We start from the raw sequence: 22,532 nt of genomic DNA, 5'->3' as shown, positions 1-22,532 counted from the left end.
ATTTCCCATTACGCAAGTAAGTAAGATCCCTCAAAGACGATGAGGTAGATAGGTTCGGGGTGGAAGCGTGGCGACACGTGCAGCTGACGAATACTAATCGATCGAGGACTTAACCAAATATGAATTTCGAGCAATCAATGTCTTTTATCCAGTTTTGAGTGAACAACTCAAGGTCTAGTGATGATGGCGAAGAGGTCACACCCGTTCCCATACCGAACACGGAAGTTAAGCTCTTCAGCGCCGATGGTAGTTGGGGGTCTCCCCCTGTGAGAGTAGGACGTCGCTGGGCACCAAGAAGTCGTTACCGAGTAATCGGTGGCGGCTTTTTTTGTTCTAGAAAAACAGACCGAAGGCAAATAAGGAGCAAGGAGCTCTAGGAAGCAAGGTAGAGAGACTCCACGAGAATCGAACGACTGCGGCTGACAAAGAAATCTGGCGTTTATCTCCTTTCGGAGCACGAACACGGAAGTGAAGCACGTGCGCCCATGGTAGTTGGGGTGTCCCCCTGTGAGAGTAAGACGTCGCAGGGTAACAAGAAGTCGTTACCGAGTAATCGGTAGCGGCTTTTTTTGTCTTATTAAAAGGTTATATAAATATAAAGTACGACATTTCCCGGGAAATAATGACAACTACTGACTGTAATAAATAATCAGAAATTAAATTCTTATATACAATTTCCGATTAAATTCTCATTTTAAATCATTTTTTATACTCAAAATCAAATTATCGTCATTTTTATACAATTTACATATTAAATATATATGTTATGGTGCAACAAAGGGGTGATAACTGAATTGATTATTAAGAAACGTTCAATTGAACACAAATATATGGGATTGAAGATGCTCTACCACCGTCTACCAAAAGAGCATGCAATGAAGTCCTTGATAAATTCCAGGATGTTCTCCGCAAAAGCTGGAATTATTGGAGAAACAATTGTAGAAGAGATATTTGATAAATACCAGTTTCCTTTTGAATGTCGAATATTGCATGATGTGAGCCTAACTTCAAATGGTAAATTCCAAATGGATACTGTTTTTATTACTCCATATGGAATAGTTATTTTAGAATGTAAAAATATAATTGGGGAGTTGAGTTTTCAAAATGATCCAGCTTGTTTATTCAGAAGGTTGGAGAATGGACAGGAGGATACTTTTGAAAGCCCTGAAGAGCAAGTAAATAGAAATATATATTTACTTAGAGAATGGTTAAAAGATCGAGGAATTAGTTTACCTGTAAGTGGAGTGATTGTATTTAGTACAACTAAATCAAAAATTGTTAAACCTCCAGACCATGTACATGTTATTTATGCAACCAGTATTCCTGTTTATCTCCGAAGCTTACGAACACAAAAGGAATATATGTCAGCTAATCAGATGGACTATTTAGCAAAGAACATTATAGAGTCTCATCAGTCTTATCTTCCTTACCCTATGTGTAAGAATTGGGGGATTAATCCTAGTGAGTTGATAACAGGGGTTCAGTGTGGGAAATGTGAGAGGTTTGGTATGGATAAATTAAAAGCGGGATGGTATTGCCTTTCATGTGGATATATAGATCGTCAAGCTCATGAGAAAGCTTTACGAGATTGGTTTGGTTTAATTAGTAATAGTCTTACTAATAGGGAATGCAGAAAGTTTTTACATATTAATTCTACTCAAACGTCACTAAGAATTATAGAATCTATGAATTTAAGGAGAATCGGAAATAACAATAAAATAATTTATCAGTGGAAATGGGAGTAAAAAGGAGTAATCGGATGGTTAACGTCAATAATCGGACGGTTAGTACAAATAATCGGATGGTTCTACCTAATAATCGGACGGCTTGCACAAATAATCGGATGGTACAGCAAAATAATCGGTTGGTTGAACAAATATACGGTCACAAACAAAGCAAGCCCCTCCCAGGAGAGACTTGCCTATTTAAATTTCACTCATTAATGCGTGGGTATTGCCTTCAGTGTCTTTAAAGAAGGCCATCCAAGTTTCCACTTCTCCCATTTTTGCTACCATATGTGGTTCATCCATAAATGTAGCGCCTGCTTCTTTCATTCTTGATACTTCTCCATTAAGATCCTCTACTTTAAAATACAAAATAGAGCTTGGATGATTAAATTCTTCTGTTTCGGGACGACTTAATAGCAATCTTGTATCTTCACACTCAAAAAATGCTAATCCATTTGTTTCAAACAATAATGGCAGTCCAATAACATTCTTATAAAACGCAACAGCGCGTTCTACATTTTCAACATTTACGGCAATTTGTCCAAGTTTCATTTCATAAACCCTCCATCTCTCCTTAATTAATTCTATACTGCTGCTAAAATTCCTTTCACTATCGCAAAAAATATCAAAAAACCTCATAAATTAGTTTATTAAAATGGGGTTATGCTTCAGGGCGTTGGGGAAGTGTGGATGGATGAATTTAGTTTTATGGAAGTGGATGATAGAATACTTTCTACTAATATGATGGTGCCGGAGGACATGCCAAGCGAACCAGTAAACTTAAACTTTGAAATGGAATTTTAAAATGAATTGCATTATTTTTTAACCACATTCTAAAAAAGAATGTGGTTTTTCTTTGTAAATTAGTATATACTACATTACAACACTAATGTACTAACTTAAGCGGAAGGAGGATACTGAAGTGAATATTGCTGCAGATAGTACGAAGCCCATTTATATTCAAATTGCTGAATGGATTGAGAATGAAATTATAGCAGATCGATTTAAAAGCGATGAAAAAGTACATTCGCAATATCAATTAGCGGATCTTTTTAATATTAATCCTGCAACTGCAGCAAAAGGTTTAACGATTCTCGTAGATCAAGAGATTTTATATAAAAAAAGAGGTTTAGGCATGTTCGTAGCGATAAAAGCAAAAGCAACAATTATAAAAAAGAGACGGAGTGAAACGCTGACACGTATGGCGATGGAGCTTGTTTTAGAAGCTAGGAGACTTTCAGTGTCAGAAGATGAACTCATCCAACTAATCAAAAGATGTGAGGAGGAGCAATGATGAAGGTTATTGAGTGTCAACATGTAAAAAAGAGCTATCGGAAGATACATGCGCTCGAAGATATAACATTTCAAATAGAAGATCATAAAATTACTGGGTTAATTGGTCGTAATGGTGCCGGTAAAACAACATTACTTAAAATACTAGCTGGATTTGTGAATGAAGACACTGGTGATGTTAGAGTATTTTCTAATCATCCTTTCAATAATTTATGTGTATCCGCAAATAGTATTTTAGTAGATAATCAAATGAGTTTTCCCGATTCACTTACATTGGCTGATATTTTGGAAATAGCCCCAAGTTTTTATTCTAAATGGGATGCGCAGCTAGCGGCACGTTTATTTCACTATTTTAATTTGAATCCAAAACAGCAGCATTCGAAATTATCTACAGGTACACGAGGAACTTTTAATATGATTTTTGGTTTAGCGACACGTTGCGAATTAACGATGTTTGATGAGCCGACGAATGGAATGGATGAAGCTGTTAGAACTGATTTTTATAGAGCTCTGCTAAAGGAATATATAGCTCACCCTCGTACCATATTAATTTCTAGTCATCATCTAGCCGAAATTGAACATTTACTAGAAGATATTCTTTTGATTCATAAAGGCAAAGTAGTTTTTCACAAATCCCTAGAAGAGGTGAAAGAGTATGCAGTTGGAATTCAGGGCCCTATAGAAAAAGTGATAGAGTTTACATCTCAAATGGAGATTCTACATACCAAACAAATGAATGATCAACTTCTATATACTGTGGTGAAGAAGGATGGACCCATGAACCTGGAAGGAGTTAGTACAAAGCCAATTTCGCCAAGTGATATTTGTATGTATATAACAAGTGATTCGAAAGGAGGAATTGATGATGTTTTTAACTAATAGTACTCTTGGAAAAGTGGTTAGGGCACAGGTTAGGTTCAAGATAAACGCTTACATGGGAGCATTATTATCGCTCATTTTCGTGCAGCTAATAGGTCTTCTGTTTTCTACGAACGGTTCGAGTACACGGGGAACTAGTGTTAACAATATCCAAATCCAAGTGATTACAATTTCAAATGATTTAGTATTTGTTTTTGTAGCAATTTGGGCTCTTTTTGTAGGAAATCTTATTACGACAAGAGCATATCGTTATGACGATTTCTCTTTTGTTACTACTCGACTAAGCAGTAATTTAGCCAATATCCTTGTCCTTCTAATGATTAGTATATTTGCTGGAGTGACCACTTTTTTATCTAACAATGTTTTACGTGTATATCTTTCTATATTTGGTAGTACAGAGTATACGAAAAGTCCAGGTGTTTTCGATGAACCCTTTAGTTCGATTGGTACGATGCTTGTTATTACTTTATTGATTTTGAGTCTTTCGTCGGGCGGTTATTTAGCTGGAATGCTTATACAAAATAGTAGACTATTTTTGTTAGTAATCCCCATTATTGTGCTATCTATACTGACTACTGAGATTGGGCAAACACTTATTCAAATTCTCTTTATGAATGAATCTACATGGTTATTAATTGTTAATCTAATTTTTATGACGATTGTTTTCTTTGGAATTGCGATAGCAATCTCTAATCGACTGGAGGTTAGAGCATGACAGTGATTATGGCGTTCATACCCATACTATTAATTCTACTTTTTTCTTGGTTTATTCGTATTGGGATGAAGAACTTATCGAAGCGTATTATTTTAACTAAAGGCCTGGCAAAAGGAATTATTCTAAGTTATATAAGTGTTCTTTTTTTAGCGGTTGTCGTGTACGAATTTTTACCTGATAATTCGGAAGAAGTAATTACATTAAATGAATTAGAAAAGCTTGAAAATGAAAATCAAGTATTTGATGAAGCGTTTAGAAAAAATGAAGTAAGCAAGCTTAAAAATGATTTTCTAGTCGAAGAATGGACGCACGAGGTAGAAGGAGATACACTCCATGTAGTAACATCTAATTCAGATTATCTAACGGCAAAGGTATATGTGGAATGGACTGACTCGAAGGAGCAGCAAGTAGAAGGTAAAGTTTATCGAACAAATATATTTATTTATGGAATGAATATGAAAGATAGAATTCCATTTTCCAAAGTTAAATGGGAAGAGAATCAATTAATAATTGAAGAGCCTACCAAACAAGAGTTTAAGTATTATCGTTTTTCTAACAATCTAGCACTATTTACGATCAATGATATTTTACCAAGCATTGAGTCAGGAAGAGTACAGGGAGAAACATATGTATACTTGAAAGTTCCAAAACATATTAACGTAGTGGATGAGATGGGGTTACAACTGTATTAGGAGGAGAATTAATGATTGCACTAGCTAAATATGAAATAACACATCGAACAGCATTAGAGAATTATCCGCTTTCGGAGGAGCAGCTAGGATTCACAGGGCATCCCCTTGAACTATTGGAACGTAGTGAGAACAATTACACGTATACGCCTATCGTAATAAAAGAAGATGAAAAAGTAGCAGGTTTTTTCGTCCTAGATACAGGAGATGACAAGTTCAACTACACGGATCGCCAAGCGAGCATTTTACTTCGCGGTTATTCGGTACATCCGTCATTTCAAGGTCGTGGAATCGCTAAAATATCTATGAATCTACTAACGGAATTTGTAAAAGAACATTTTCCGTTAGTAGATCAAATCGTTCTAGGTGTTAATGAAGCGAATAAGGCTGCACAATCCGTCTATTTAAAGTCTGGTTTTATTGATGAGGGCAGACGATTTACAGGAAGGTCCGGGGTGCAAATTGCGATGTGCCTGCGAGTATAGAAGATTACTCTATCAATCGATAGAGTACATCGTCATCTTCCCGAGGTGACCCACGACCATCTGTATTGTTCGTAACAAAATATAGAGATTCTCCGTCTGAATAGACATCTCGTACACGTCCAAATCCTGTGATGGAACGATCCACTTCTCCAGTAGAGATGTTTATTACTTTTACTGCTTCTCCTCGAAGGGTAGCTACATATAATTTTCCTTTATGAATGGTTATACCTGAGGGAGCCCATGTTTCGTTGGCACCGGAAGTGACGATAGGTGTAACATAACCATTTCCCCTTTCCGTGCCTTGTATAATTGGATAGCCATAATTTTTTTCCTGCTCGATTAAATTGACTTCATCATTAGCGGATTGTCCATGTTCGGCTTCGTAAAGCTTTCCTTTCTTATCCCATGACAGTCCTTGTGGATTCCGATGGCCGGAAGTATAAATCTCAAAGGTACCATCTTCCTTCATTTGAATTATTTTTCCGTTTAGGGAAGAGGGGTCTTGGGCATTCTCGGGATTTCCTGCATCCCCAATAGTAATATAAAGAAGTCCATCTGGTCCGATTTCTAGCCGACCGCCGTGATGGATATTGCCTGTAGGGATACCGTCTAAATGAACAGCAGTCTCTCGCCAAATGTCATTTTCTAATTTGACGGTCACTACTCGGTTGAAGGACTCCCCATTTTCATCATACGTATAATAAGCAAAGGCTTCCTTTGAATTTTCAAAATCATTCTTTAATACAAACCCAAGTAAACCAGCCTCAGATGCGTCAGACAAACTATTGGAAAGTATCACTTCTTCATGCGTGACTTTACCATCACTTACTCTTGCAATAGTACCTACTCGTTCGGATATATAGAATATGTTATCGTGTTGATTGATTGACCATGGAATATTTAAGTTGGTCGCTACTTTCTCGGCAATTACATCGCTATCTGAACTGGGTTCATTTGTACAGCCAAATAAAATGAGTGATAAGAGTATTAATTTCTTCATTGTTTATCCCTCCTACTATACATCTTCCCTTTGTCTTATTCATTCTCCTTCTAATTTCTATAAGTTTTTCCTATGTAAATCCATAAAAACAATCGAATTTACTTATCAAGAATAGAAGGGTAAGCTAAATATACGTTAGAAGTTTAGAAAGAAGGCTTTACAATGGAATTTTTCATATTTTTTTTAATTGGAATTGCAGGTAATGTAGTTGGTACATTGGTCGGAGGAGGGGGACTGATAAGCTTACCGACGATGTTACTTATGGGATTACCAGTGCATTCAGCAATCGGTGCGAACAAGGTTTCCAATACGGTCAGTTCACTCTCAAGTTTTCTTGTCATTTTTAAGCAAAAGGAAATTTCAGTGAAAGAAGCATTATCTGTCCTTGCGTTTTGTTTAGGCGGAGGCGTATTAGGTGGATTGATTGCCTCCTTATTGAGTGGAAGTACACTTACAATCATTGCAATAATTTTATTAAGCTTTGCATTTATAACTTCCTTCGTAAGTAACGGTAATTTTGATGGAACTGAACAGTTTAATGTAAATAAAAAAACTGGCCCTGCATTACTTGGCATAGGAATGTATGACGGGATGTTTGGTCCAGGAAGCAGCACACTTGCAATGTACTTATATGCAAGCCAAAAGATTGCTTATATTCGAGCAATAGGCTTAGCAAGAATTGGGGTCTTTGCAAGTTGTTTTGGATCTGCTATCACGTATATCTCAACAGGTAAAATCATCTGGCCACTCACCTTAGCTTTGATGCTTGGAGCCATTGTAGGTGCGCAGCTTGGAGTAAGACTAGCTCGCAAATTAAAAACCCAACATGTAAAACCACTTCTTAGATTAGTAACAGTTCTTTTAATCTTGCAAATTATGGTCGACTTTTTTAAATAAAACTGGGGGAGATAAAGAATGAAAATACGTTGTGCAATTCTAGATGATTATCAACATGTCGCACTTAATATGGCTGACTGGTCCAGTATTTTAGACAGGGTAGAGGTGAAATCTTTTCCTAATCATATTGAAAGTGAAGAGGAACTCGTTCATGCTATACGTGACTTTGAAATTGTAGTGATTATGCGTGAGCGTACATCATTTACGGCCTCTGTATTTGATAATCTCCCACATTTAAAATTACTTATCACATCGGGCATGAGAAACGCATCGATTGACCTTACGGCTGCGACTAAAAACGGAGTAAGTGTTTGTGGAACAGCAAGCATGTCTGAGCCTCCAACCGAGCTAACGTGGGCTCTTATCTTAAATCTCGCTCGCCATATTACAAAAGAAAATTATGAGTTTCGAAATAATGGACCTTGGCAGAGTACAGTTGGGTCCGATTTATATGGTAGGCGTCTTGGGATTCTTGGACTTGGAAAAATAGGCAGTAAGATGGCAGTAATCGGCCAGGCATTCGGTATGGAGGTTATGGCGTGGAGTCAAAACTTAACGAAAGAACAAACTGACAAACTTGGTGTGAAACTTGCAGCTTCGAAAGAAGAGTTATTAGCTACGAGTGACTTTGTTTCTATTCATCTTGTACTAAGTGATCGAACAAGAGGATTGATTGGAAAGAATGAATTGAAGTTAATGAAACCCTCCGCTTTTCTTATTAATACTTCTCGCGCATCAATCGTCGACCAACATGCTCTCATAGAGGCATTACAGGAAAACTGGATCGCAGGAGCAGGGATAGATGTATATGAACTCGAACCACTTCCAGTAAGTCATCCATTCCGAACGCTATCAAATGTGGTTGCAACCCCTCATCTTGGTTATGTGAGCGAAAGAAATTACAGCACGTATTTTCAGGAAACAGTAGAGGATATCCAGGCGTTCTTGAAAGGGAAGGTTATTCGGCTGTTGAATTAAATAAGAAAAAAGCTGTCCATAGAGCGTATTACTCCAATGGACAGCTTTTTCGATTTATTTTAATTCAGCCAACATCTCGCCAAGCTCTTTTACACTAGCAGTTTCGTCGGAAACGGTTGTTTTTAATAATTCCTTTTGTCTTACTAATGTTTCATTTAATGTTGAGATCTCTGCAGACACATCCGCATTACTTTGATCTCTTTTTTCTTTCAGTGATTTAATTGTATCAAATAGGTCTTCGTGTCCTACGATTTTGCCTTCACCCCACATCAGTTTTTCCTTAGGAGCTTCAAGCACATAGTCCGTGAAATAATCAAATACTTCTTTTTCAAAATCATATGCGTACCAGTTGTTATCAATTGCCCATAGGTATTCGTCCAGTGGGGTAGCGATATCACCTTGGTTTAACGCATCAATTGATAATGTTAAATTATCAATATTATTTTGTGCATGTTCGTGAGGGAATATTAAAACGTCTTCCCATGTTAAACGAGTGAAATTATCTTCTGCATATTTAAATGCAGCAAGTAAGCCACTATTTAACTCACGGCTTTCATCGTATAGCTTTTTAACCGCTTCAGTGTCGCCTTCTGTTAAAGCAGCTAGATAATCTTCATTAATCTTAGCAACTTTTGTATTAACTTCATCTGTTACTGCTAGCGTATTATCGATTTCTGCAACAAGCTCGTCCGAAGAAACGGCCGCTTTTTCAAATGTTTCTGCATTAATTTTTTCCTTTAATACTTGTAATCGATTTGTGAAGTCTAGTGGTACGACTGCAGTTTGATCATAATGCATAGTGAGTAAACCATATAAATTCAAATGGAATTTAAAAGCATCTTCATTATACGTTTCTACATTATCAAATTGTGAGTGATAATGCGAACGCATGAAATCACTATCTTGGAAATCATTACGTAGTGCCGGAACTCCAGCAATACCAAATGAGAAGTCATCAGACCAAGTACGTAGTGGAGATATGACAGAAATACCGTCTTTATACACACCATCTACTGCTGGGACTTTCTCTGCAAATTTTGTTAAATATTTATTTAACTCATAAACGGAGCGAATTTCGTCTTGGGTAGTATGTTCATAAGCGGGAAGTTCAAAGTTCATATTGGCAAATGCTTTTCCAACCCATTCTGGATGGATATTAAAGATTTGATTGTAAGCGCCTGTTGACCAGTCATAACGAGTGTTCGAAACGCCCCATTCTTCTGCAGCAAGTGCATTAAAAATAATTGTTTTCTCTGGTTTATATCCGCTATCGACTAAACCTTTTGCAACGCCCATCATCAAACCGATTGCTGCATTGTCATCCTGGAATCCAGTAAAATAAGAATCATAATGTGCTGAAAGAATAATATAAGATTCCGGATCTTTCCCGATGATTTTACCGTAATAGTTATATGATTTTCCATCCATTTTCACGGTTGATTTTGCATCAAATTTAACTTTAATCGAGCCATTCTCACTAGCTTCTAACGCTTTCTTCAAACTATTTCCGTCAGTTTGGGACATGGAAAATGCAGGGGCATCATCCGGTCCACAGATGTCTTGGGCATTTAAAGCATCTGGGTCCACTTCACCATATCCGGCTTCTTGTACAGCAATTACTGCTGCTGCACCTTTTAAATGTGCTTGATAGGCAGGGTAACTAATCCACCATTCCTCACGTTGGTTGATATCTATCAAAACAAGTTTACCTTCAATATCGAGTCCAGCAAGATCTTCTGCAGTAGCTTTACCTCCATAGACGATATCCAATTCCTTCACGCCATTAGTATCAAAATTTACTTGGTAACCACCCAAAACAGCTAAATGCTCTTTCCCATTTTCATCAGTGAAAGTCAAATCAGCTTTTTCGAATTCCCAAGTGTCTAATGTAAACTCATCTTTGGTCACTTCAGTAAGTCCAATTTTCTTCATTTCTTCCCCAATTTTTTCTCCAGTTTTCAACTCTGCCTCGGATCCAGCAGTGCGATATCCTAGTTTTTCATTGGACTTAAATTCCTCTAAGCTTTTCGTGAATTCATAACCATAATCCACATCTACTGCAGATAGATAATTTTCATTTTTACCTTCCAAAGTAACATCCTTTCCTTCTTGGATATTCTCTTCTTTCACATCAGAAGATTCCTCTTTTGGAGTACATGCTACGAGCGATATACCAACTAACATCGCCAAAGTAAGGCAGCTAACTAACTTTTTCAATTGACCACATTCCTTTACAAAAAATTTAAATAATTCTTTAAAGTTAATAATTCCCTTTAATGCCCAAGCTAAACTATGATAATCTTAAATTAGTATAAAATCAAGGGGGTAAAATAAATGCTAAAAAAACTCGCATCAGACGCACTAGGTTTATCGGATATTGGAATTGTTGTACCAAAGACAGAATTTGATAAAACCGAATCAGACGACTTTGTAATGCACGAATCAGGTGAAGTTATTTATTTCCTTATTAAAACAAAAGCAGATGAATATTGCTTTACGAACAAAGCACTTATTCATGTAGACGGTCAAAACGCAATGAGCAAGAAGAGACTGCTGAGAAGATACGACTTTGCTTATCACCCAATCACAGATGTTGCACTAGAAACTGCCGGAACCATTGATCTAGATGTAGAAATCAAATTCACAATCGGCAATGTTCCGCTATCAATCGACATCCATAAAAAATTCTCCACCGAAATAAAAGACCTATATAAAGTAATCCACACCATTTCTGTGGAAATGAAAGAAAACGTAAAGAAATACGAAATTGCACAAAATAGCTTAGGCTATGCGGCACAATCGATCGGTAAAATCGAAAGTCGTGAAGTCACTCCTGCTAGTTCATTTGAAGAAATTACTCGCTTCTCAACGAATTGGCTACTTGATCAAAAAGATAAATACGTCAAAAAAGATTTTGCAGATGTATTTGAACTGTATATTAATGATTGAAATAAACAAGAAGAGCCTCCGATAAATATCGGAGGCTTTTTTTGTGACCGGATGATTAAAATTGGGTAATTTGAAATCAAAAACGTGTCTTAATCTAGCTATCTTGCTGAGCCATCCGATTTTATGCGTGGACCAACCGATTATTAAGGGAAGCCATCCGATAATCTAGCCGAACCATCCGATTATTGAGACAAACCAACCGATTATCTGACTGAACCATCCGATTCAACCGATTAGTTTTTTTCTGACCGTATAGAAAAATTTCCGTCCGGACAATAAAAACATAACCGGATAGATAAAATCCCCACTAATATATCTGTGACAAATTATAAAAGGATTTCCCACTAGTTTGTAGAATTATCCAAAGAGGGGGAGGTTATAAATTGAAGGAATTTTCATTATTTGAACGAATTTTAAGTGCAATTTTTATTCTTATCGGGATGATTTTTTTAACTATTGGAGCTCTTTTAATTACAGTAGTGTCAGGAAACATACATTTTGTCCCTATTATAATTACAGTAGCAATTGTGTTATATATCTTTTTTGTTTTACTTGTATTTCATTTCTATCAAACGAAGCAGCGTAAGGTGATTTTCGCAAGTATTGTCGTTTTAGCGATTTTATTGAGTACTGTTCCACTGATTCAGCATGAATATACAAAACGAATTGAAATGGTGGATGCGGAAATTAATGTTGATGTCTATACACCTTTTTCGGATTCACAAGAAGTAGCAACATTAGAAGAGGATCCAACTATACAACTTACTGACCAGTTGCCGAGAATGGATGGAGCTACAGCATTATATCCCTTATATTCTGCCTTTGTTCAGGCTACATATCCAAAAAGAGATTATAATCCATATGATAGTGCAGTGATGGTTAATACAACACCAGCCGCCTACGACAACTTAATTTATGGAAAGGTAGACATGATTTTTGTCGCAGCTCCTTCTAAAGCACAGCTCACTAAAGCGAAGCAACAAGGAAAAGAGCTGAAATTGACGCCAATAGGAAGAGAGGCGTTTGTCTTTTTCGTCAATCAAAAAAATAAAGTAAATGGACTGACAATGGAGCAGATAAAGGATATCTACTCAGGAAAAGTGACAAATTGGAAAGAGGTCGGAGGGGACAATGATTCTATACGAGCCTTCCAACGTCCGGCAGATAGCGGAAGCCAAACTGCACTCGAAAACTTAATGGGGGATACTCCAATTATGGAGGCACCAACTGAAGATATTGCCACTGGAATGGGAGGAATTATTAATGAAGTATCGCAGTATAAAAACTTTAAAAATGCAATTGGCTATACCTTCCATTTTTATTCGACTGAAATGGTAGGAAACGAAAAGATTAAACTGTTAGAAATAGATGGTGTCGAGCCAACGAAAGAAACAATTCGATCAGGTGCATATCCGATTGCATCGGAGTTTTATATCGTAACAGCAGGAAGTGAAAATCCAAATGTTGAGAAGCTGATCGAATGGATTCTGTCTGAGCAAGGGCAGGAATTAGTTGAGAAGGCTGGGTACGTTCCAATAGCAAAATGAAAAGAGCTCCCAATTTCAATTTTGGGAGCTCTTGTTGTGATTGGATGTTTAAACTTTGGCTACTTTTATTTTGCTGAGCCATCCGATTTTAAGCGAGGACCATCCGATTATTGAGGCAAGCCGTCCGATTATCTGGCTGAGCCATCCGATTATTGAGACAAGCCAACCGATTATGGGGCCGAACCATCCGATACAACCGGATAATCATGTTTTCTGACCGGATAGAAAAAATTGTGATTGGATAAATTACTTTCTGTCCGTTCAGCCTCTTTTCTACATTAAAAAATGCGCTATTTTGAATAAAAAACATTCTTCATAAAACTATCATGCTGAGCCATCCGATTTTAAGCGTGGACCATCCGATTATCGAGGCAAGCCGTCCGATTATCTGGCGGAACCAACCGATTATTGAGACAAGCCAACCGATTATCTTGCAGAACCATCCGATTCGACCGGATAATCATTTTTTCTGATCAGATAGAAAAAATTGAGACCGGAAAATTAAATTGCATTCCAGATTAGAGTAAATCTAATTCCTCATTCAATTTCTTCGCTTGGTTTCGGAAATACAGATAGAAGGAGGTCCAAAAAATTAAATAAAATCCGATAAATAGTACAATTGCGGATAAGAAGCTAGACCATTCAAATGGAACCCAGCCTATTCCAAACGCTAATATAAAATACAAAATAATTACGGTTAGAAAGTGTAGTCCTGTCTGTTGGGCTAAACGTAAGTTTGGATTTTCAAAATAGAGTGGGCTCACCGTGAAAAACCATCCACAAAAAATAGAGCCTAGCGAATTCTTCAAAAACATTTGCCCGTCTATCATATCTTTTTCTCCAAAAAGTACTACTAAATTAGTAAATATGACGGCTAAGAAAGCCCCAAAGAAAATGCCGATCATGCTTCGAAAAAGAAACGTCTTCATTCACTTTTCCTCCTATTCATCTTTAGTGCATCTTTAATTGAGTTTACATAGGTTCGGGAAACATATTCCTTTGCACCTGATTTGAAATGTACGCAAAGTGTTCCGTTGAATGATGCTTCAAAACGGCTTAATTCATGCAGGTTTGCAATAACGGATTTTGATAGGCGGATAAATTTATTAGAGGGAAGTAATTCCTCTAGTTCGTAAAGTTTTTCTTTTAATTTATAAGAACCAGAAGTAGTAACGGCGATGACTGCTTCTTTTTCTGTATGGAAGTAGTGAATATCGGAAGGTTGTAAAATATGCTGCATTTCTCCGACTTTCCCCACAAGGAATTCTGTTTCTCGCCCCTTTATATAGTCAAGTAATTCTTGTACAGATTCATCCAGCTTTGGTGTTTCGATTGTTACTTTGGTCTCTTTAAAATCTCCATCTATGTTCAATGAAACTTTCAACACTTACACCCCTCTCCACATTAGTGTAATCGTTTCATAGATAGCAGGCTATATCATTTTTCGTTTGTTTTGGATCCGTAAAATAATTAAAGAAGCAATAACCAGTGCAACTATATAAAAGATGGAAGTGAGGGTGTTGCTGTCAAAGTTAAGCTGCCCATTCCAAACTGCGATAAATAGATTATTCATATGATACAACGGATTAACGTCCGCAATAACTTGCACAAACTTCGGCATCATGGAGATAGGCATTGCAAATCCGCCAGTAAGCATAACGATTTGGAAGATGACGATCGAAAATACAAGCGCACTATTCATATTTTGAAAGAAGGAATAAATAACAGATGCCAAGATAAGAAGCGCAGCATTTATTAAAATGAAAAACGCATACGAGGACAGAGCATCTTGCAAATGGATCTGTAAATCATACATAAGCATACCTATCAAAAATATAAACACATATCCTAGGCTTGTAATAATGATGGAGCGGAGAATGTTGGAAAATAAAAGCGTTTTTCTCGGAACAGGGGATAGACTGATCCTTTTCTCGATGCCTGTCGTCCGTTGCATTACTTGATCAAAGCCATAAGCGAAAAATACAACCGTAAAAGTAATAAGTAAGATAAAGGATGGGGTATAGGTTTGGGCATAGCTTAAGTTTGCGCCATATGTTTGGTTTCCATATAATTGCCCCATAAAAATATACGTAGCAGGTGGAACGACAACCGTGAAAACTAAATAAAAGATTTCTCTTGTGAACATTAATAAATCGTATTTTAATTGTGTTGCTAACATTTAAATTCCCCCTTAAATAGAAACTCTCGCAAGATAAAACGCATGAATTGATTGATAGCCTGTAGCTAGAATATTTTGTGTAGTGTCGAAAACCTCACTGATTCCATTGTTTATCAGCATCACTTTATCGCAGTACAATTCGATTTCGTCCATATTATGTGTAGTTAAAATGACAGTGCCTCCTGTACGTTTGTTGTAATCGGTAATATACGACCAAAGGAGATTGCGCATATGTGGATCAAGTCCTGTAGTTGGTTCGTCTAAAATGAGTAGCTTTGGTTCAGACAAAAATGCTATTGCTAAACTAACAATCTGTTTCCAACCGCCAGAGAGCTTATCAAAGTATTTCTTTCGGTGCGGCTCTAATTTAAAATCTACAATTATTTGCTTAATATCAACAGCTGATTGATAGTACGCCTTAAATAACTTTAGTAATTCTTCTACTTTTAACGTTTTATAAAATTGAGTAGGCTGCAAAACGACAGATATTTGTTTTCGAATATGCTCCAATTGGGTAATAGAAAGAGAATGAATATCTTCATTTAATACGACAACCTTACCAGCATCATATTGTTTAACTGTCATCAGAATCTCAAGAAAAGTTGATTTTCCTGCACCATTTTTTCCGATGACCCCTATAATGTCACCTGCTTGCGCATGAAAGTTCACGCCTTGCAAAACATTGTTTTGACCATAAGATTTCTTTAAATTACGAACGTCAATTATATTCAATGCAATCCCTCCTTGTATACCAAGTTTATGTTGGAATAGCTGGAAATACTGTTTGTTTGGGGTGAGTGGTATTTAAAAGGGAGTGACTGGCATGAAAAGGAAGGTGACTTGCACGACATATCGAATTGGAATGTGAACAGAACACTTTATCATACATATTAATAGAAACTACTTATAGGAGGATGTGGGACTATGATTTATGCAAAGTTATTTATACAAATGATTGTGGTAGCAATTTGTATTTATTTTGTTAGTGGACGGTTAATGGGCACACAGATAAAGTTCACTAAGCGTATATTATCGGTTGTTCTTAGCGTGTCCTTAACCTCTTTTGTGTATTGGTATTCTTATTTACGTTATACGGATTATTTGAATGAAAGCATGGTCACAGCGGTTACGAATGCAAGCACACTTATTTGGATTGCTAGTATGCTGTTGATCACGATGTTACTTTATCTGTTTTTTGAACTATTTTCTCCACTTGAACTCGATGAAAGAGGTAATCGACACACGAGTCAAAAGTTTTTTCTCAATCGCTTACGTAATCAATGGCGTCAGCAGAAAAGATTGCGACAGGTTGTACAAATAGGACTTACAAATGGTTTTACGAGAGCCTTAAAATATGCCAGACATCGAGAAAATGATCGTCAGTTAGCAATTGCTTTCCGAGAAATTTTAGAGCAGTCAGGCGGCATCTTCATCAAGTTTGGTCAAGTGTTATCTACGAGAAAGGAACTTTTTTCAGAAGCATTTATTGAAGAGCTTGGATCCTTACAACAAAATGTGAAACCTTTGACGGAGGAACAAGTGAAGGAAATTCTGCAAGAAAGTCTGCCTTATAGTTTAGAAAGTGTGTTTTCCTATTTTGATATGAAGCCAATTGCAGCTGCGTCGATTGGACAGGTACATAAAGCTATTTTGAGAAGAAATAACGAGGAAGTAGTTGTTAAATTGTTGCGTCCTGATGTGAAAGATATTATGCGGGACGATTTAAATATTTTAGTAGATTTTGCGGATTGGGTATGTAGTAAATCTACTTGGGCAGAAAGTTTAGGATTCCGTGAGCTAGCAATAGGGTTTGCGAATGGCTTAAGGGAAGAAGTAAACTTTGATATTGAAGTACGCAACACGATACAAATAACAAATGCACTTGTGGAAAGCCCATATAAAGTGAAGATTCCACGTGTTTACACTGAATTCAGTAACAAATGTATCATTGTTTCGGAATTTGTTCATGGTCAAAGTGTAGCGGTTGGTGATGCCTTATTTTATGAATTAGAGATTGATAGAAGAGAATTTGCTCGAACAGTACTTTATTCTTTCATGGAGCAAATGCTCGTTTCAGGTATATTCCATGCGGATCCCCATCCTGGTAATATTTTTATTGATAAAAAAGAGGGTCTTCCAATACTACTGGACTTCGGGGCAGTCGGACGATTGGCAGCTCCCCAGCAAGAAGGAATGAAACTCCTCTTATTAGGAATTCGCCAAAATGACGCGAGTATTCTGTACGACGGAGTAATGTTGCTAATTGAAGATGTAGACCATGCAGAACGAGATGATATTGAACAAGCGTTAGGACAAATTTTATTGAAAATTTCTTATGTGGACCGCGTTCCGACAGAACAACTCATCCAGTCGCTATTTGAAGTTGTTCGTGATTATGAATTAACATTTTACCCATCAGTGGGGCTTGCACTGCGCTCTCTTATCACATTAGATGGTACCTTACGCATTATTAAACCTGATTTTGATATTTTCGTAGAAGGAAAAGAGTATACCAAAAAGTATATAGAATCGATATTGAAAAAACCGTTCAAAGAGCCAGGCGCAACGAAGGATTTTATAGAAGATGAACTGACAATGATCATCCCAACACTTCGTAAAATTCCAAGTAGAATAGACCGTCTTGTGCAGCGAGTGGAAAGCGGCAAGATCATCCTACATCATGATATTTTCTCTGATAGGAAAAATGCAGACTTTGTCACTCAACTGTTTTCCCGTTTCGTCCTATTATTTGTTGGAATTACATTTGGGATTATTTCCGCAGCACTTTTAGCAATTGCCCAATTCGTATATGAAGCGTATGCGGTTTATTTAAATACAGCAGCTTATGTTGGTTTGTTTCTATGTGCAATACTACTCGTACGATTATCGATTCAAGCGATTCGAGATATGAAACGAAGTAATAATTAAAAATGCAGACTCCCTGCTTAGGGGGTCTGCATTTTTTAAAAGAAAAGAGTGCCCAGCGCTCCTCGAGGGACTGAAGCGCTTGTTGCGTTTTTCTTATTAGTTTTGAACTGATTTTTTTGCTAATTTTGTGATGTAATCAAAAAATGCATCGTGGTCTACATCGTATACGAGATGAACAGGGCGACCGCTTTCATTTAGTTCAGTTTTACCTTGACTTGCACCACTTGCAATCGAAATACAGTTAACAGTTTTCTTCTCCACTAAATCTTCACGACCAATAGAGGCAGTTGTTAACACATCCCATAAAAAGTAAGTTGAATTAGTTTGAAAATGAACTAGAGATGGTACCGCTGCATAGCATTGTCCTAAGAAATCAACACCTAAGTTTTCACGTTGTCTGGCCCACATTTTACGAATGTCGTTTGTAAGAGGTACTTTATTCGTACTTTCTAGAGCTACTAAATCAATTTTGATATTCGAATTCCAAACTGTTGCAACAGCTTCCGGATCCCAGAATGCATTCCATTCAGCTGTTCCGTCATGTTCAGGCTCTTCAACATTTCCTTTTTCAAGGAATGTTCCGCCCATCCAAACAAGCTTATCAATTTTTTCTTCAATTTCTGGTGCAATTTCAAGCGCACGAGCTAAATCTGTTAATGGACCTACGAAAAGTAATGTGACTTTTTCAGTGGAGGCATTTAATTTATTTACTAAATGAATGTGCGCGGGTTCATCCATAACACCAGTTTTTAGATCGTATTCATTCAAGACTGGTAATGCATCTACATAAAAAGCGTGCATACGCCAATCCTTAGGGAATGGATTCACAGGGCGAGAATTTGAAAGAGCAACCTCAACTTGTTTACCATGTCCAAAACGGTCAATAATTTTTCGACTCGCATATTGTGCTGGTTCTAAATAACAGTCAGCCGGAATAACGCCAACACCGATTAATTCCACTTCTTCCATTTGTAATAATAAAAATAGTGAGATTAAATCATCAACCCCACCATCGTGATTTAAGTAAACGGGCTTTTTCAAACTAGACACTCCAATTCAATAAACTTCTATTCATATTTTCCCCTCTAAGTATAAGTTAAAACAGTACTTTTCAACAAATAAAACCACCAGCAAGATTTACTGGGGCAACTCTTCTATCAGCAATGGAAACTAAATATTTATATGCACAGGATAAACATATTGCTGAAACGGTAACAGGTGGTCTTGGTACGATGGCCATGAATGTTATTCAATCTGAAATGCAGACTCCCTATTTAGGAGTCTGCATTTTGTGTTTTCTGACCGGATAAATAAAAATATGACCGTATAGAAAAATTTCTGACCGGATAATCAAAAATATGACCGTATAGAAAAATTTCTGACCGGATAAATAAAGATGTGACCGGATAGAAAAATTTCTGACCGGATGAATAAAAATGTGACCGTATAGAAAAGTTTCTGACCAGATAAATAAAAATATGACCGTATAGAAAAATTTCTGACCGGATAAATAAAAATGTGACCGTATAAAATATTTCTGGACGTTCACCAAAAAAAGTTAAAGTACACTCGTTTGAAAATGCTCTGCACTAGTTGTAAACGCGTCCTTTTCAATTGTAAACCCTAGATCCTCAATCATCTTTATGTCTTTCTCGGCTTCTTGGCCAGAGGTTGTTAAGTAGTCTCCAAGGAAAATAGAATTTGCCGCGTACATAGCCATTGGTTGTAGAGAACGCAAATTTAGTTCGCGACCACCTGCAATGCGTATTTCTTTTGTTGGTAGCATGAACCTTGCGAATGCCACAATACGTAAGCACCACATCGGTGTCATTGGTGTTTTATTTTCAAACGCTGTTCCTTCTATAGCATGTAGGAAATTAATCGGGACAGAGTCTGCATCCAACTCGTGAAGGGAACGCATCATGCTAATAATATTATCTGAAGATTCACCCATTCCAATAATGACACCAGAACAAGGGGAGATGCCTGCCTGTTTCACTTTTTCAACGGTGCCTACTCGGTCGTCGAATGTATGGGTAGAAACGATATTGTCATGAAATTCCTCGGATGTATTAATATTATGATTGTATCGATCAATCCCTGCTTCTTTAAGTTCCTCTGCTTGGTTATCTGCAAGTATTCCAAGGCAACCACATAATTTCAGTGGCAAAGTTTCTTTTATTTCCCTAGCCGCTGCTTTGACAGTTGCTAACTCATGTCTGCTTGGACCTCGACCACTTGCTACGATACAAAAAGTTCCAGCCCCTAATTCAGCTGCTCGCATTGCGCCTTTTACAATTTCATCTTTCGTCATCATTCTATATTTTTCAATTGGAGCACTTGATTCAGATGACTGGGAACAGTAACGACAGTTTTCGGGACAAAGCCCTGACTTCGTATTAATGAGCATATTCAATTTAACATCATTACCGTAATAATGGTGTCTGATTTTATATGCTGCGTCCAGTTGAGCGAGTGTTTCTTTACTATCTGCCTGTAAAAAATCAAGACAATCCTGATCCGTCAGCTTATTACCGTTTAACACATCTTCTGCTAGTGAATACCAGTTCATCCAATCACCTCATGTTTAAGATTTGTTTGTGTATTCGCTGGAAAAGCTCGAAGCACTTTATAAGAAATCATTGCAGAAAGCACCGATAATGCTAAGTCCTTTGGTAGTGGCACGAGCATAATTGTCCAAGCCATTTGGTAATCAAAATCTGTCGGAGCAGCAAACCAAAGTTTATAGGCTATGTACATCCAGTTTGTTCCAATTAAATAGATGATGATTGTTCCCACAAAGGAAGAAATTAATAGCATCCGAAACGATTTACTTTTTTCTACCATTACACCTGTAACCCAAGCAACGAGGATAAATGCAAGCAAGAATCCAAACGTTGGACTTAGAATCGCACTAATCCCTCCGCTAAAACGAGCAAATACGGGAATACCTGCCAACCCTATGAATAAATAAATGATCATGGATAGAGGTCCATATTTTTTACCAAGCAAGGCACCGGCTAGCAAACTTACGACCGGCTGAAAAGTAATGGGGACTCCGGCGATAATAAAAAATGGAAGAATGGATGTAATATTCGCTCCAATTCCCATTAACGCGGCAAATAATGATGCCAAAATCATCCCATGTAAACGTGATTTAACCACTTCAACTCCACACCTCTCTTTTCTTTTATATCTTTAATTATATGAACTTTAAATAAATGTGTAAACCTATTTTTATTTTTGGTTAACACAAATGATGTCTAGTAGTACATTAAGAAAAGTGAGATAATATTCTGAAATAAGAAAATGCTTGTTGAAATGGGGCAATTGGGATGGTTTATTTAGGGATGGTGTTTTTTCAAGTTGTTGCACCTATTCTGATCATGTTGGGGATAGGAGCAGCTCTACAGCTAAAGTTTCAGTTTAATTTAAAGGCTTTATCGAATTTAATCACGTACTGTTTAATGCCAGCAGCAGTCTTTGTTAATATTTATGAAACAAAAGTAAATGCCTCTGTAATGGGTGAAATTGTTTTGTACCTACTGATTTTCAGTATTTGTTTAATGATTTTGGGGACAGTTGTTAGCAAACTACTAAAATTAAATAGGAATCAAGCGGCTATTTATAAAAATAGTATTGTACTCATCAATTCTGGGAACTATGGGATTCCGGTCAGTCAGATGTTATTCGCTGCCAATCCTCTTGGTACTTCAATTCAAATTATTATTGTGATTTTCCAAAATATTATTACCTATACATACGGTTTATATAATTTAATTTCTTCCACGAAGTCAGGGTTAGATATTATACGTGACTTACTACGTCTGCCCCTAGTACATGCTTTAATCATTGGAGCAGTCATGAACATTTGGAATATTGGTATTCCAATGTCTTTACGAATACCATTGGATTACTTGGCAAATGCATTTATTTCCATTGCACTTATTACGTTAGGAGCACAGTTAGCTCAGCTCGATATTAAAACAATATTTAATAAGGTTATATTAACAAGCACAATTGGAAGGTTAGTATTAGGCCCGATGCTTGCGTTTGGACTGATTATGCTAATGAATTTTGATGGTGTGGTGGCCCAATCCTTATTCATTGCAAGTGCATTCCCAACTTCACGTAATAGCTCTACACTTGCACTGGAATATGATATTGAACCGAATTTAGCAGCACAGATTGTATTATTTTCAACGGTTGTTAGTTGCATCACCGTGACAATTGTTATTTATTTGTCGAAAGTTTTGTGGGGGTAGT

General features: G+C 37.0%; 23 protein-coding genes and 2 rRNA genes. 14 read left to right on the top strand and 11 right to left on the bottom strand.

Going from position 1 to position 22,532, the window contains the following annotated elements:
• The 3 genes from WAX74_RS10980 to WAX74_RS10970 all read left to right on the top strand — a co-directional run.
• Positions 1 to 117: ribosomal RNA gene (locus WAX74_RS10980) — 23S ribosomal RNA — on the top strand; the annotation flags it as partial.
• Between the two features lie 56 nt (positions 118 to 173).
• Positions 174 to 289 (top strand): 5S ribosomal RNA (rrf, locus tag WAX74_RS10975).
• Between the two features lie 505 nt (positions 290 to 794).
• Complete coding sequence (locus WAX74_RS10970) at positions 795 to 1,745, top strand: nuclease-related domain-containing protein (RefSeq protein ID WP_336497701.1); 951 nt, start codon at positions 795 to 797, stop codon at positions 1,743 to 1,745.
• Positions 1,746 to 1,925: 180 nt separating this feature from the next.
• Here the strand turns inward: WAX74_RS10970 and WAX74_RS10965 are convergent, their stop codons facing one another.
• Positions 1,926 to 2,279 (bottom strand): VOC family protein, encoded by a 354-nt coding sequence (locus tag WAX74_RS10965; protein WP_336497700.1) that lies wholly within the window; start codon positions 2,277 to 2,279, stop codon positions 1,926 to 1,928.
• Positions 2,280 to 2,649: 370 nt separating this feature from the next.
• Here WAX74_RS10965 and WAX74_RS10960 point away from each other — a divergent pair, with 370 nt between their 5' ends.
• Genes WAX74_RS10960 through WAX74_RS10940 form a run of 5 tightly spaced genes read left to right on the top strand, consistent with a single transcriptional unit; the run spans position 2,650 to position 5,788 of the window.
• Positions 2,650 to 3,021, top strand: coding sequence for a GntR family transcriptional regulator (locus tag WAX74_RS10960; RefSeq protein ID WP_336497699.1), 372 nt, complete (start codon positions 2,650 to 2,652; stop codon positions 3,019 to 3,021).
• Entirely contained in the window at positions 3,018 to 3,899 is an 882-nt protein-coding gene (locus WAX74_RS10955) for an ABC transporter ATP-binding protein (protein ID WP_336497698.1), read from the top strand. Before WAX74_RS10960 ends, WAX74_RS10955 begins: the two co-directional genes overlap by 4 nt.
• A complete protein-coding gene (locus WAX74_RS10950; RefSeq protein ID WP_336497697.1) occupies positions 3,883 to 4,614 on the top strand; it encodes a hypothetical protein in 732 nt (243 codons plus the stop codon). The genes WAX74_RS10955 and WAX74_RS10950 overlap by 17 nt, the downstream gene beginning before the upstream one ends.
• The gene (locus WAX74_RS10945) at positions 4,611 to 5,306 is read left to right on the top strand and encodes a hypothetical protein (RefSeq protein WP_336497696.1); all 696 of its coding nucleotides are present in this window, start codon (positions 4,611 to 4,613) and stop codon (positions 5,304 to 5,306) included. Before WAX74_RS10950 ends, WAX74_RS10945 begins: the two co-directional genes overlap by 4 nt.
• Before the next feature lie 11 nt (positions 5,307 to 5,317).
• Positions 5,318 to 5,788, top strand: a complete 471-nt coding sequence (locus WAX74_RS10940; protein ID WP_336497695.1) for a GNAT family N-acetyltransferase — start codon at positions 5,318 to 5,320, stop codon at positions 5,786 to 5,788.
• 4 nt (positions 5,789 to 5,792) lie between these two features.
• Here WAX74_RS10940 and WAX74_RS10935 read toward each other — a convergent pair whose 3' ends face one another.
• Positions 5,793 to 6,788: a PQQ-dependent sugar dehydrogenase gene (locus WAX74_RS10935; RefSeq protein ID WP_336497694.1), complete on the bottom strand. Its 996-nt coding sequence runs from the start codon at positions 6,786 to 6,788 to the stop codon at positions 5,793 to 5,795.
• 162 nt (positions 6,789 to 6,950) lie between these two features.
• Here WAX74_RS10935 and WAX74_RS10930 point away from each other — a divergent pair, with 162 nt between their 5' ends.
• Positions 6,951 to 7,685, top strand: coding sequence for a sulfite exporter TauE/SafE family protein (locus WAX74_RS10930; protein ID WP_336497693.1), 735 nt, complete (start codon positions 6,951 to 6,953; stop codon positions 7,683 to 7,685).
• A gap of 18 nt (positions 7,686 to 7,703) precedes the next feature.
• On the top strand, positions 7,704 to 8,663 hold the full coding sequence (locus tag WAX74_RS10925; protein WP_336497692.1) for a D-2-hydroxyacid dehydrogenase family protein: 960 nt from the start codon (positions 7,704 to 7,706) through the stop codon (positions 8,661 to 8,663).
• Positions 8,664 to 8,717: 54 nt separating this feature from the next.
• Here the strand turns inward: WAX74_RS10925 and WAX74_RS10920 are convergent, their stop codons facing one another.
• Positions 8,718 to 10,880: a M28 family peptidase gene (locus WAX74_RS10920; RefSeq protein WP_336497691.1), complete on the bottom strand. Its 2,163-nt coding sequence runs from the start codon at positions 10,878 to 10,880 to the stop codon at positions 8,718 to 8,720.
• Between the two features lie 117 nt (positions 10,881 to 10,997).
• On the opposite strand from WAX74_RS10920, the gene WAX74_RS10915 reads away from it, so the two are divergent.
• Both WAX74_RS10915 and WAX74_RS10910 read left to right on the top strand, forming a co-directional pair.
• Entirely contained in the window at positions 10,998 to 11,612 is a 615-nt protein-coding gene (locus tag WAX74_RS10915) for a PH domain-containing protein (protein WP_336497690.1), read from the top strand.
• Positions 11,613 to 11,995: 383 nt separating this feature from the next.
• Positions 11,996 to 13,159: a PstS family phosphate ABC transporter substrate-binding protein gene (locus WAX74_RS10910; RefSeq protein WP_336497689.1), complete on the top strand. Its 1,164-nt coding sequence runs from the start codon at positions 11,996 to 11,998 to the stop codon at positions 13,157 to 13,159.
• 518 nt (positions 13,160 to 13,677) lie between these two features.
• Here WAX74_RS10910 and WAX74_RS10905 read toward each other — a convergent pair.
• Genes WAX74_RS10905 through WAX74_RS10890 form a run of 4 tightly spaced genes read right to left on the bottom strand, consistent with a single transcriptional unit; the run spans position 13,678 to position 16,070 of the window.
• Complete coding sequence (locus WAX74_RS10905; protein WP_336497688.1) at positions 13,678 to 14,088, bottom strand: DUF3021 domain-containing protein; 411 nt, start codon at positions 14,086 to 14,088, stop codon at positions 13,678 to 13,680.
• Positions 14,085 to 14,543 (bottom strand): LytTR family DNA-binding domain-containing protein, encoded by a 459-nt coding sequence (locus WAX74_RS10900; RefSeq protein ID WP_336497687.1) that lies wholly within the window; start codon positions 14,541 to 14,543, stop codon positions 14,085 to 14,087. The genes WAX74_RS10905 and WAX74_RS10900 overlap by 4 nt, the downstream gene beginning before the upstream one ends.
• Before the next feature lie 48 nt (positions 14,544 to 14,591).
• Entirely contained in the window at positions 14,592 to 15,338 is a 747-nt protein-coding gene (locus tag WAX74_RS10895) for an ABC transporter permease (RefSeq protein WP_336497686.1), read from the bottom strand.
• Between the two features lie 12 nt (positions 15,339 to 15,350).
• Entirely contained in the window at positions 15,351 to 16,070 is a 720-nt protein-coding gene (locus WAX74_RS10890) for an ABC transporter ATP-binding protein (RefSeq protein WP_336497685.1), read from the bottom strand.
• Positions 16,071 to 16,262: 192 nt separating this feature from the next.
• Between WAX74_RS10890 and WAX74_RS10885 the strand changes: the two genes are divergently transcribed.
• On the top strand, positions 16,263 to 18,266 hold the full coding sequence (locus tag WAX74_RS10885) for an ABC1 kinase family protein (RefSeq protein ID WP_336497684.1): 2,004 nt from the start codon (positions 16,263 to 16,265) through the stop codon (positions 18,264 to 18,266).
• Between the two features lie 96 nt (positions 18,267 to 18,362).
• Here the strand turns inward: WAX74_RS10885 and WAX74_RS10880 are convergent, their stop codons facing one another.
• The 4 genes from WAX74_RS10880 to WAX74_RS10865 all read right to left on the bottom strand — a co-directional run bounded on the left by WAX74_RS10880 (position 18,363) and on the right by WAX74_RS10865 (position 21,407).
• Positions 18,363 to 19,307 (bottom strand): nucleoside hydrolase, encoded by a 945-nt coding sequence (locus WAX74_RS10880; RefSeq protein WP_336497683.1) that lies wholly within the window; start codon positions 19,305 to 19,307, stop codon positions 18,363 to 18,365.
• A gap of 70 nt (positions 19,308 to 19,377) precedes the next feature.
• Entirely contained in the window at positions 19,378 to 19,506 is a 129-nt protein-coding gene (locus WAX74_RS10875; RefSeq protein ID WP_336497682.1) for a hypothetical protein, read from the bottom strand.
• A 318-nt stretch (positions 19,507 to 19,824) separates the two neighbouring features.
• Positions 19,825 to 20,838, bottom strand: coding sequence for a biotin synthase BioB (gene bioB / locus WAX74_RS10870; RefSeq protein WP_336497681.1), 1,014 nt, complete (start codon positions 20,836 to 20,838; stop codon positions 19,825 to 19,827).
• Entirely contained in the window at positions 20,835 to 21,407 is a 573-nt protein-coding gene (locus WAX74_RS10865) for a biotin transporter BioY (protein ID WP_336497708.1), read from the bottom strand. Before WAX74_RS10865 ends, bioB begins: the two co-directional genes overlap by 4 nt.
• 194 nt (positions 21,408 to 21,601) lie before the next feature.
• On the opposite strand from WAX74_RS10865, the gene WAX74_RS10860 reads away from it, so the two are divergent.
• A complete protein-coding gene (locus WAX74_RS10860; RefSeq protein WP_336497680.1) occupies positions 21,602 to 22,531 on the top strand; it encodes an AEC family transporter in 930 nt (309 codons plus the stop codon).
• The last annotated feature ends 1 nt before the right edge of the window (position 22,532 follow it).

Origin of the sequence: Psychrobacillus mangrovi (genome assembly GCF_037104765.1) — a bacterium.
Taxonomy (GTDB): domain Bacteria; phylum Bacillota; class Bacilli; order Bacillales_A; family Planococcaceae; genus Psychrobacillus; species Psychrobacillus mangrovi.
Note: the sequence above shows the minus strand (reverse complement) of the source record. Positions and strands in the feature narration are given on the sequence as shown.

Bases quoted from the DNA above. Each gene is read 5' to 3' on its own strand.
- WAX74_RS10885 (WP_336497684.1), top strand. From the start codon at position 16,263: ATGATTTATGCAAAGTTATTTATACAAATGATTGTGGTAGCAATTTGT.
- WAX74_RS10905 (WP_336497688.1), bottom strand. From the start codon at position 14,088: ATGAAGACGTTTCTTTTTCGAAGCATGATCGGCATTTTCTTTGGGGCT.
- WAX74_RS10935 (WP_336497694.1), bottom strand. From the start codon at position 6,788: ATGAAGAAATTAATACTCTTATCACTCATTTTATTTGGCTGTACAAAT.
- WAX74_RS10925 (WP_336497692.1), top strand. From the start codon at position 7,704: ATGAAAATACGTTGTGCAATTCTAGATGATTATCAACATGTCGCACTT.
- WAX74_RS10865 (WP_336497708.1), bottom strand. From the start codon at position 21,407: ATGATTTTGGCATCATTATTTGCCGCGTTAATGGGAATTGGAGCGAAT.
- bioB (WP_336497681.1), bottom strand. From the start codon at position 20,838: ATGAACTGGTATTCACTAGCAGAAGATGTGTTAAACGGTAATAAGCTG.
- WAX74_RS10940 (WP_336497695.1), top strand. From the start codon at position 5,318: ATGATTGCACTAGCTAAATATGAAATAACACATCGAACAGCATTAGAG.
- WAX74_RS10955 (WP_336497698.1), top strand. From the start codon at position 3,018: ATGATGAAGGTTATTGAGTGTCAACATGTAAAAAAGAGCTATCGGAAG.
- WAX74_RS10895 (WP_336497686.1), bottom strand. From the start codon at position 15,338: ATGTTAGCAACACAATTAAAATACGATTTATTAATGTTCACAAGAGAA.
- WAX74_RS10930 (WP_336497693.1), top strand. From the start codon at position 6,951: ATGGAATTTTTCATATTTTTTTTAATTGGAATTGCAGGTAATGTAGTT.
- WAX74_RS10860 (WP_336497680.1), top strand. From the start codon at position 21,602: ATGGTTTATTTAGGGATGGTGTTTTTTCAAGTTGTTGCACCTATTCTG.
- WAX74_RS10965 (WP_336497700.1), bottom strand. From the start codon at position 2,279: ATGAAACTTGGACAAATTGCCGTAAATGTTGAAAATGTAGAACGCGCT.
- WAX74_RS10950 (WP_336497697.1), top strand. From the start codon at position 3,883: ATGATGTTTTTAACTAATAGTACTCTTGGAAAAGTGGTTAGGGCACAG.
- WAX74_RS10915 (WP_336497690.1), top strand. From the start codon at position 10,998: ATGCTAAAAAAACTCGCATCAGACGCACTAGGTTTATCGGATATTGGA.
- WAX74_RS10945 (WP_336497696.1), top strand. From the start codon at position 4,611: ATGACAGTGATTATGGCGTTCATACCCATACTATTAATTCTACTTTTT.
- WAX74_RS10875 (WP_336497682.1), bottom strand. From the start codon at position 19,506: ATGGCCATCGTACCAAGACCACCTGTTACCGTTTCAGCAATATGTTTA.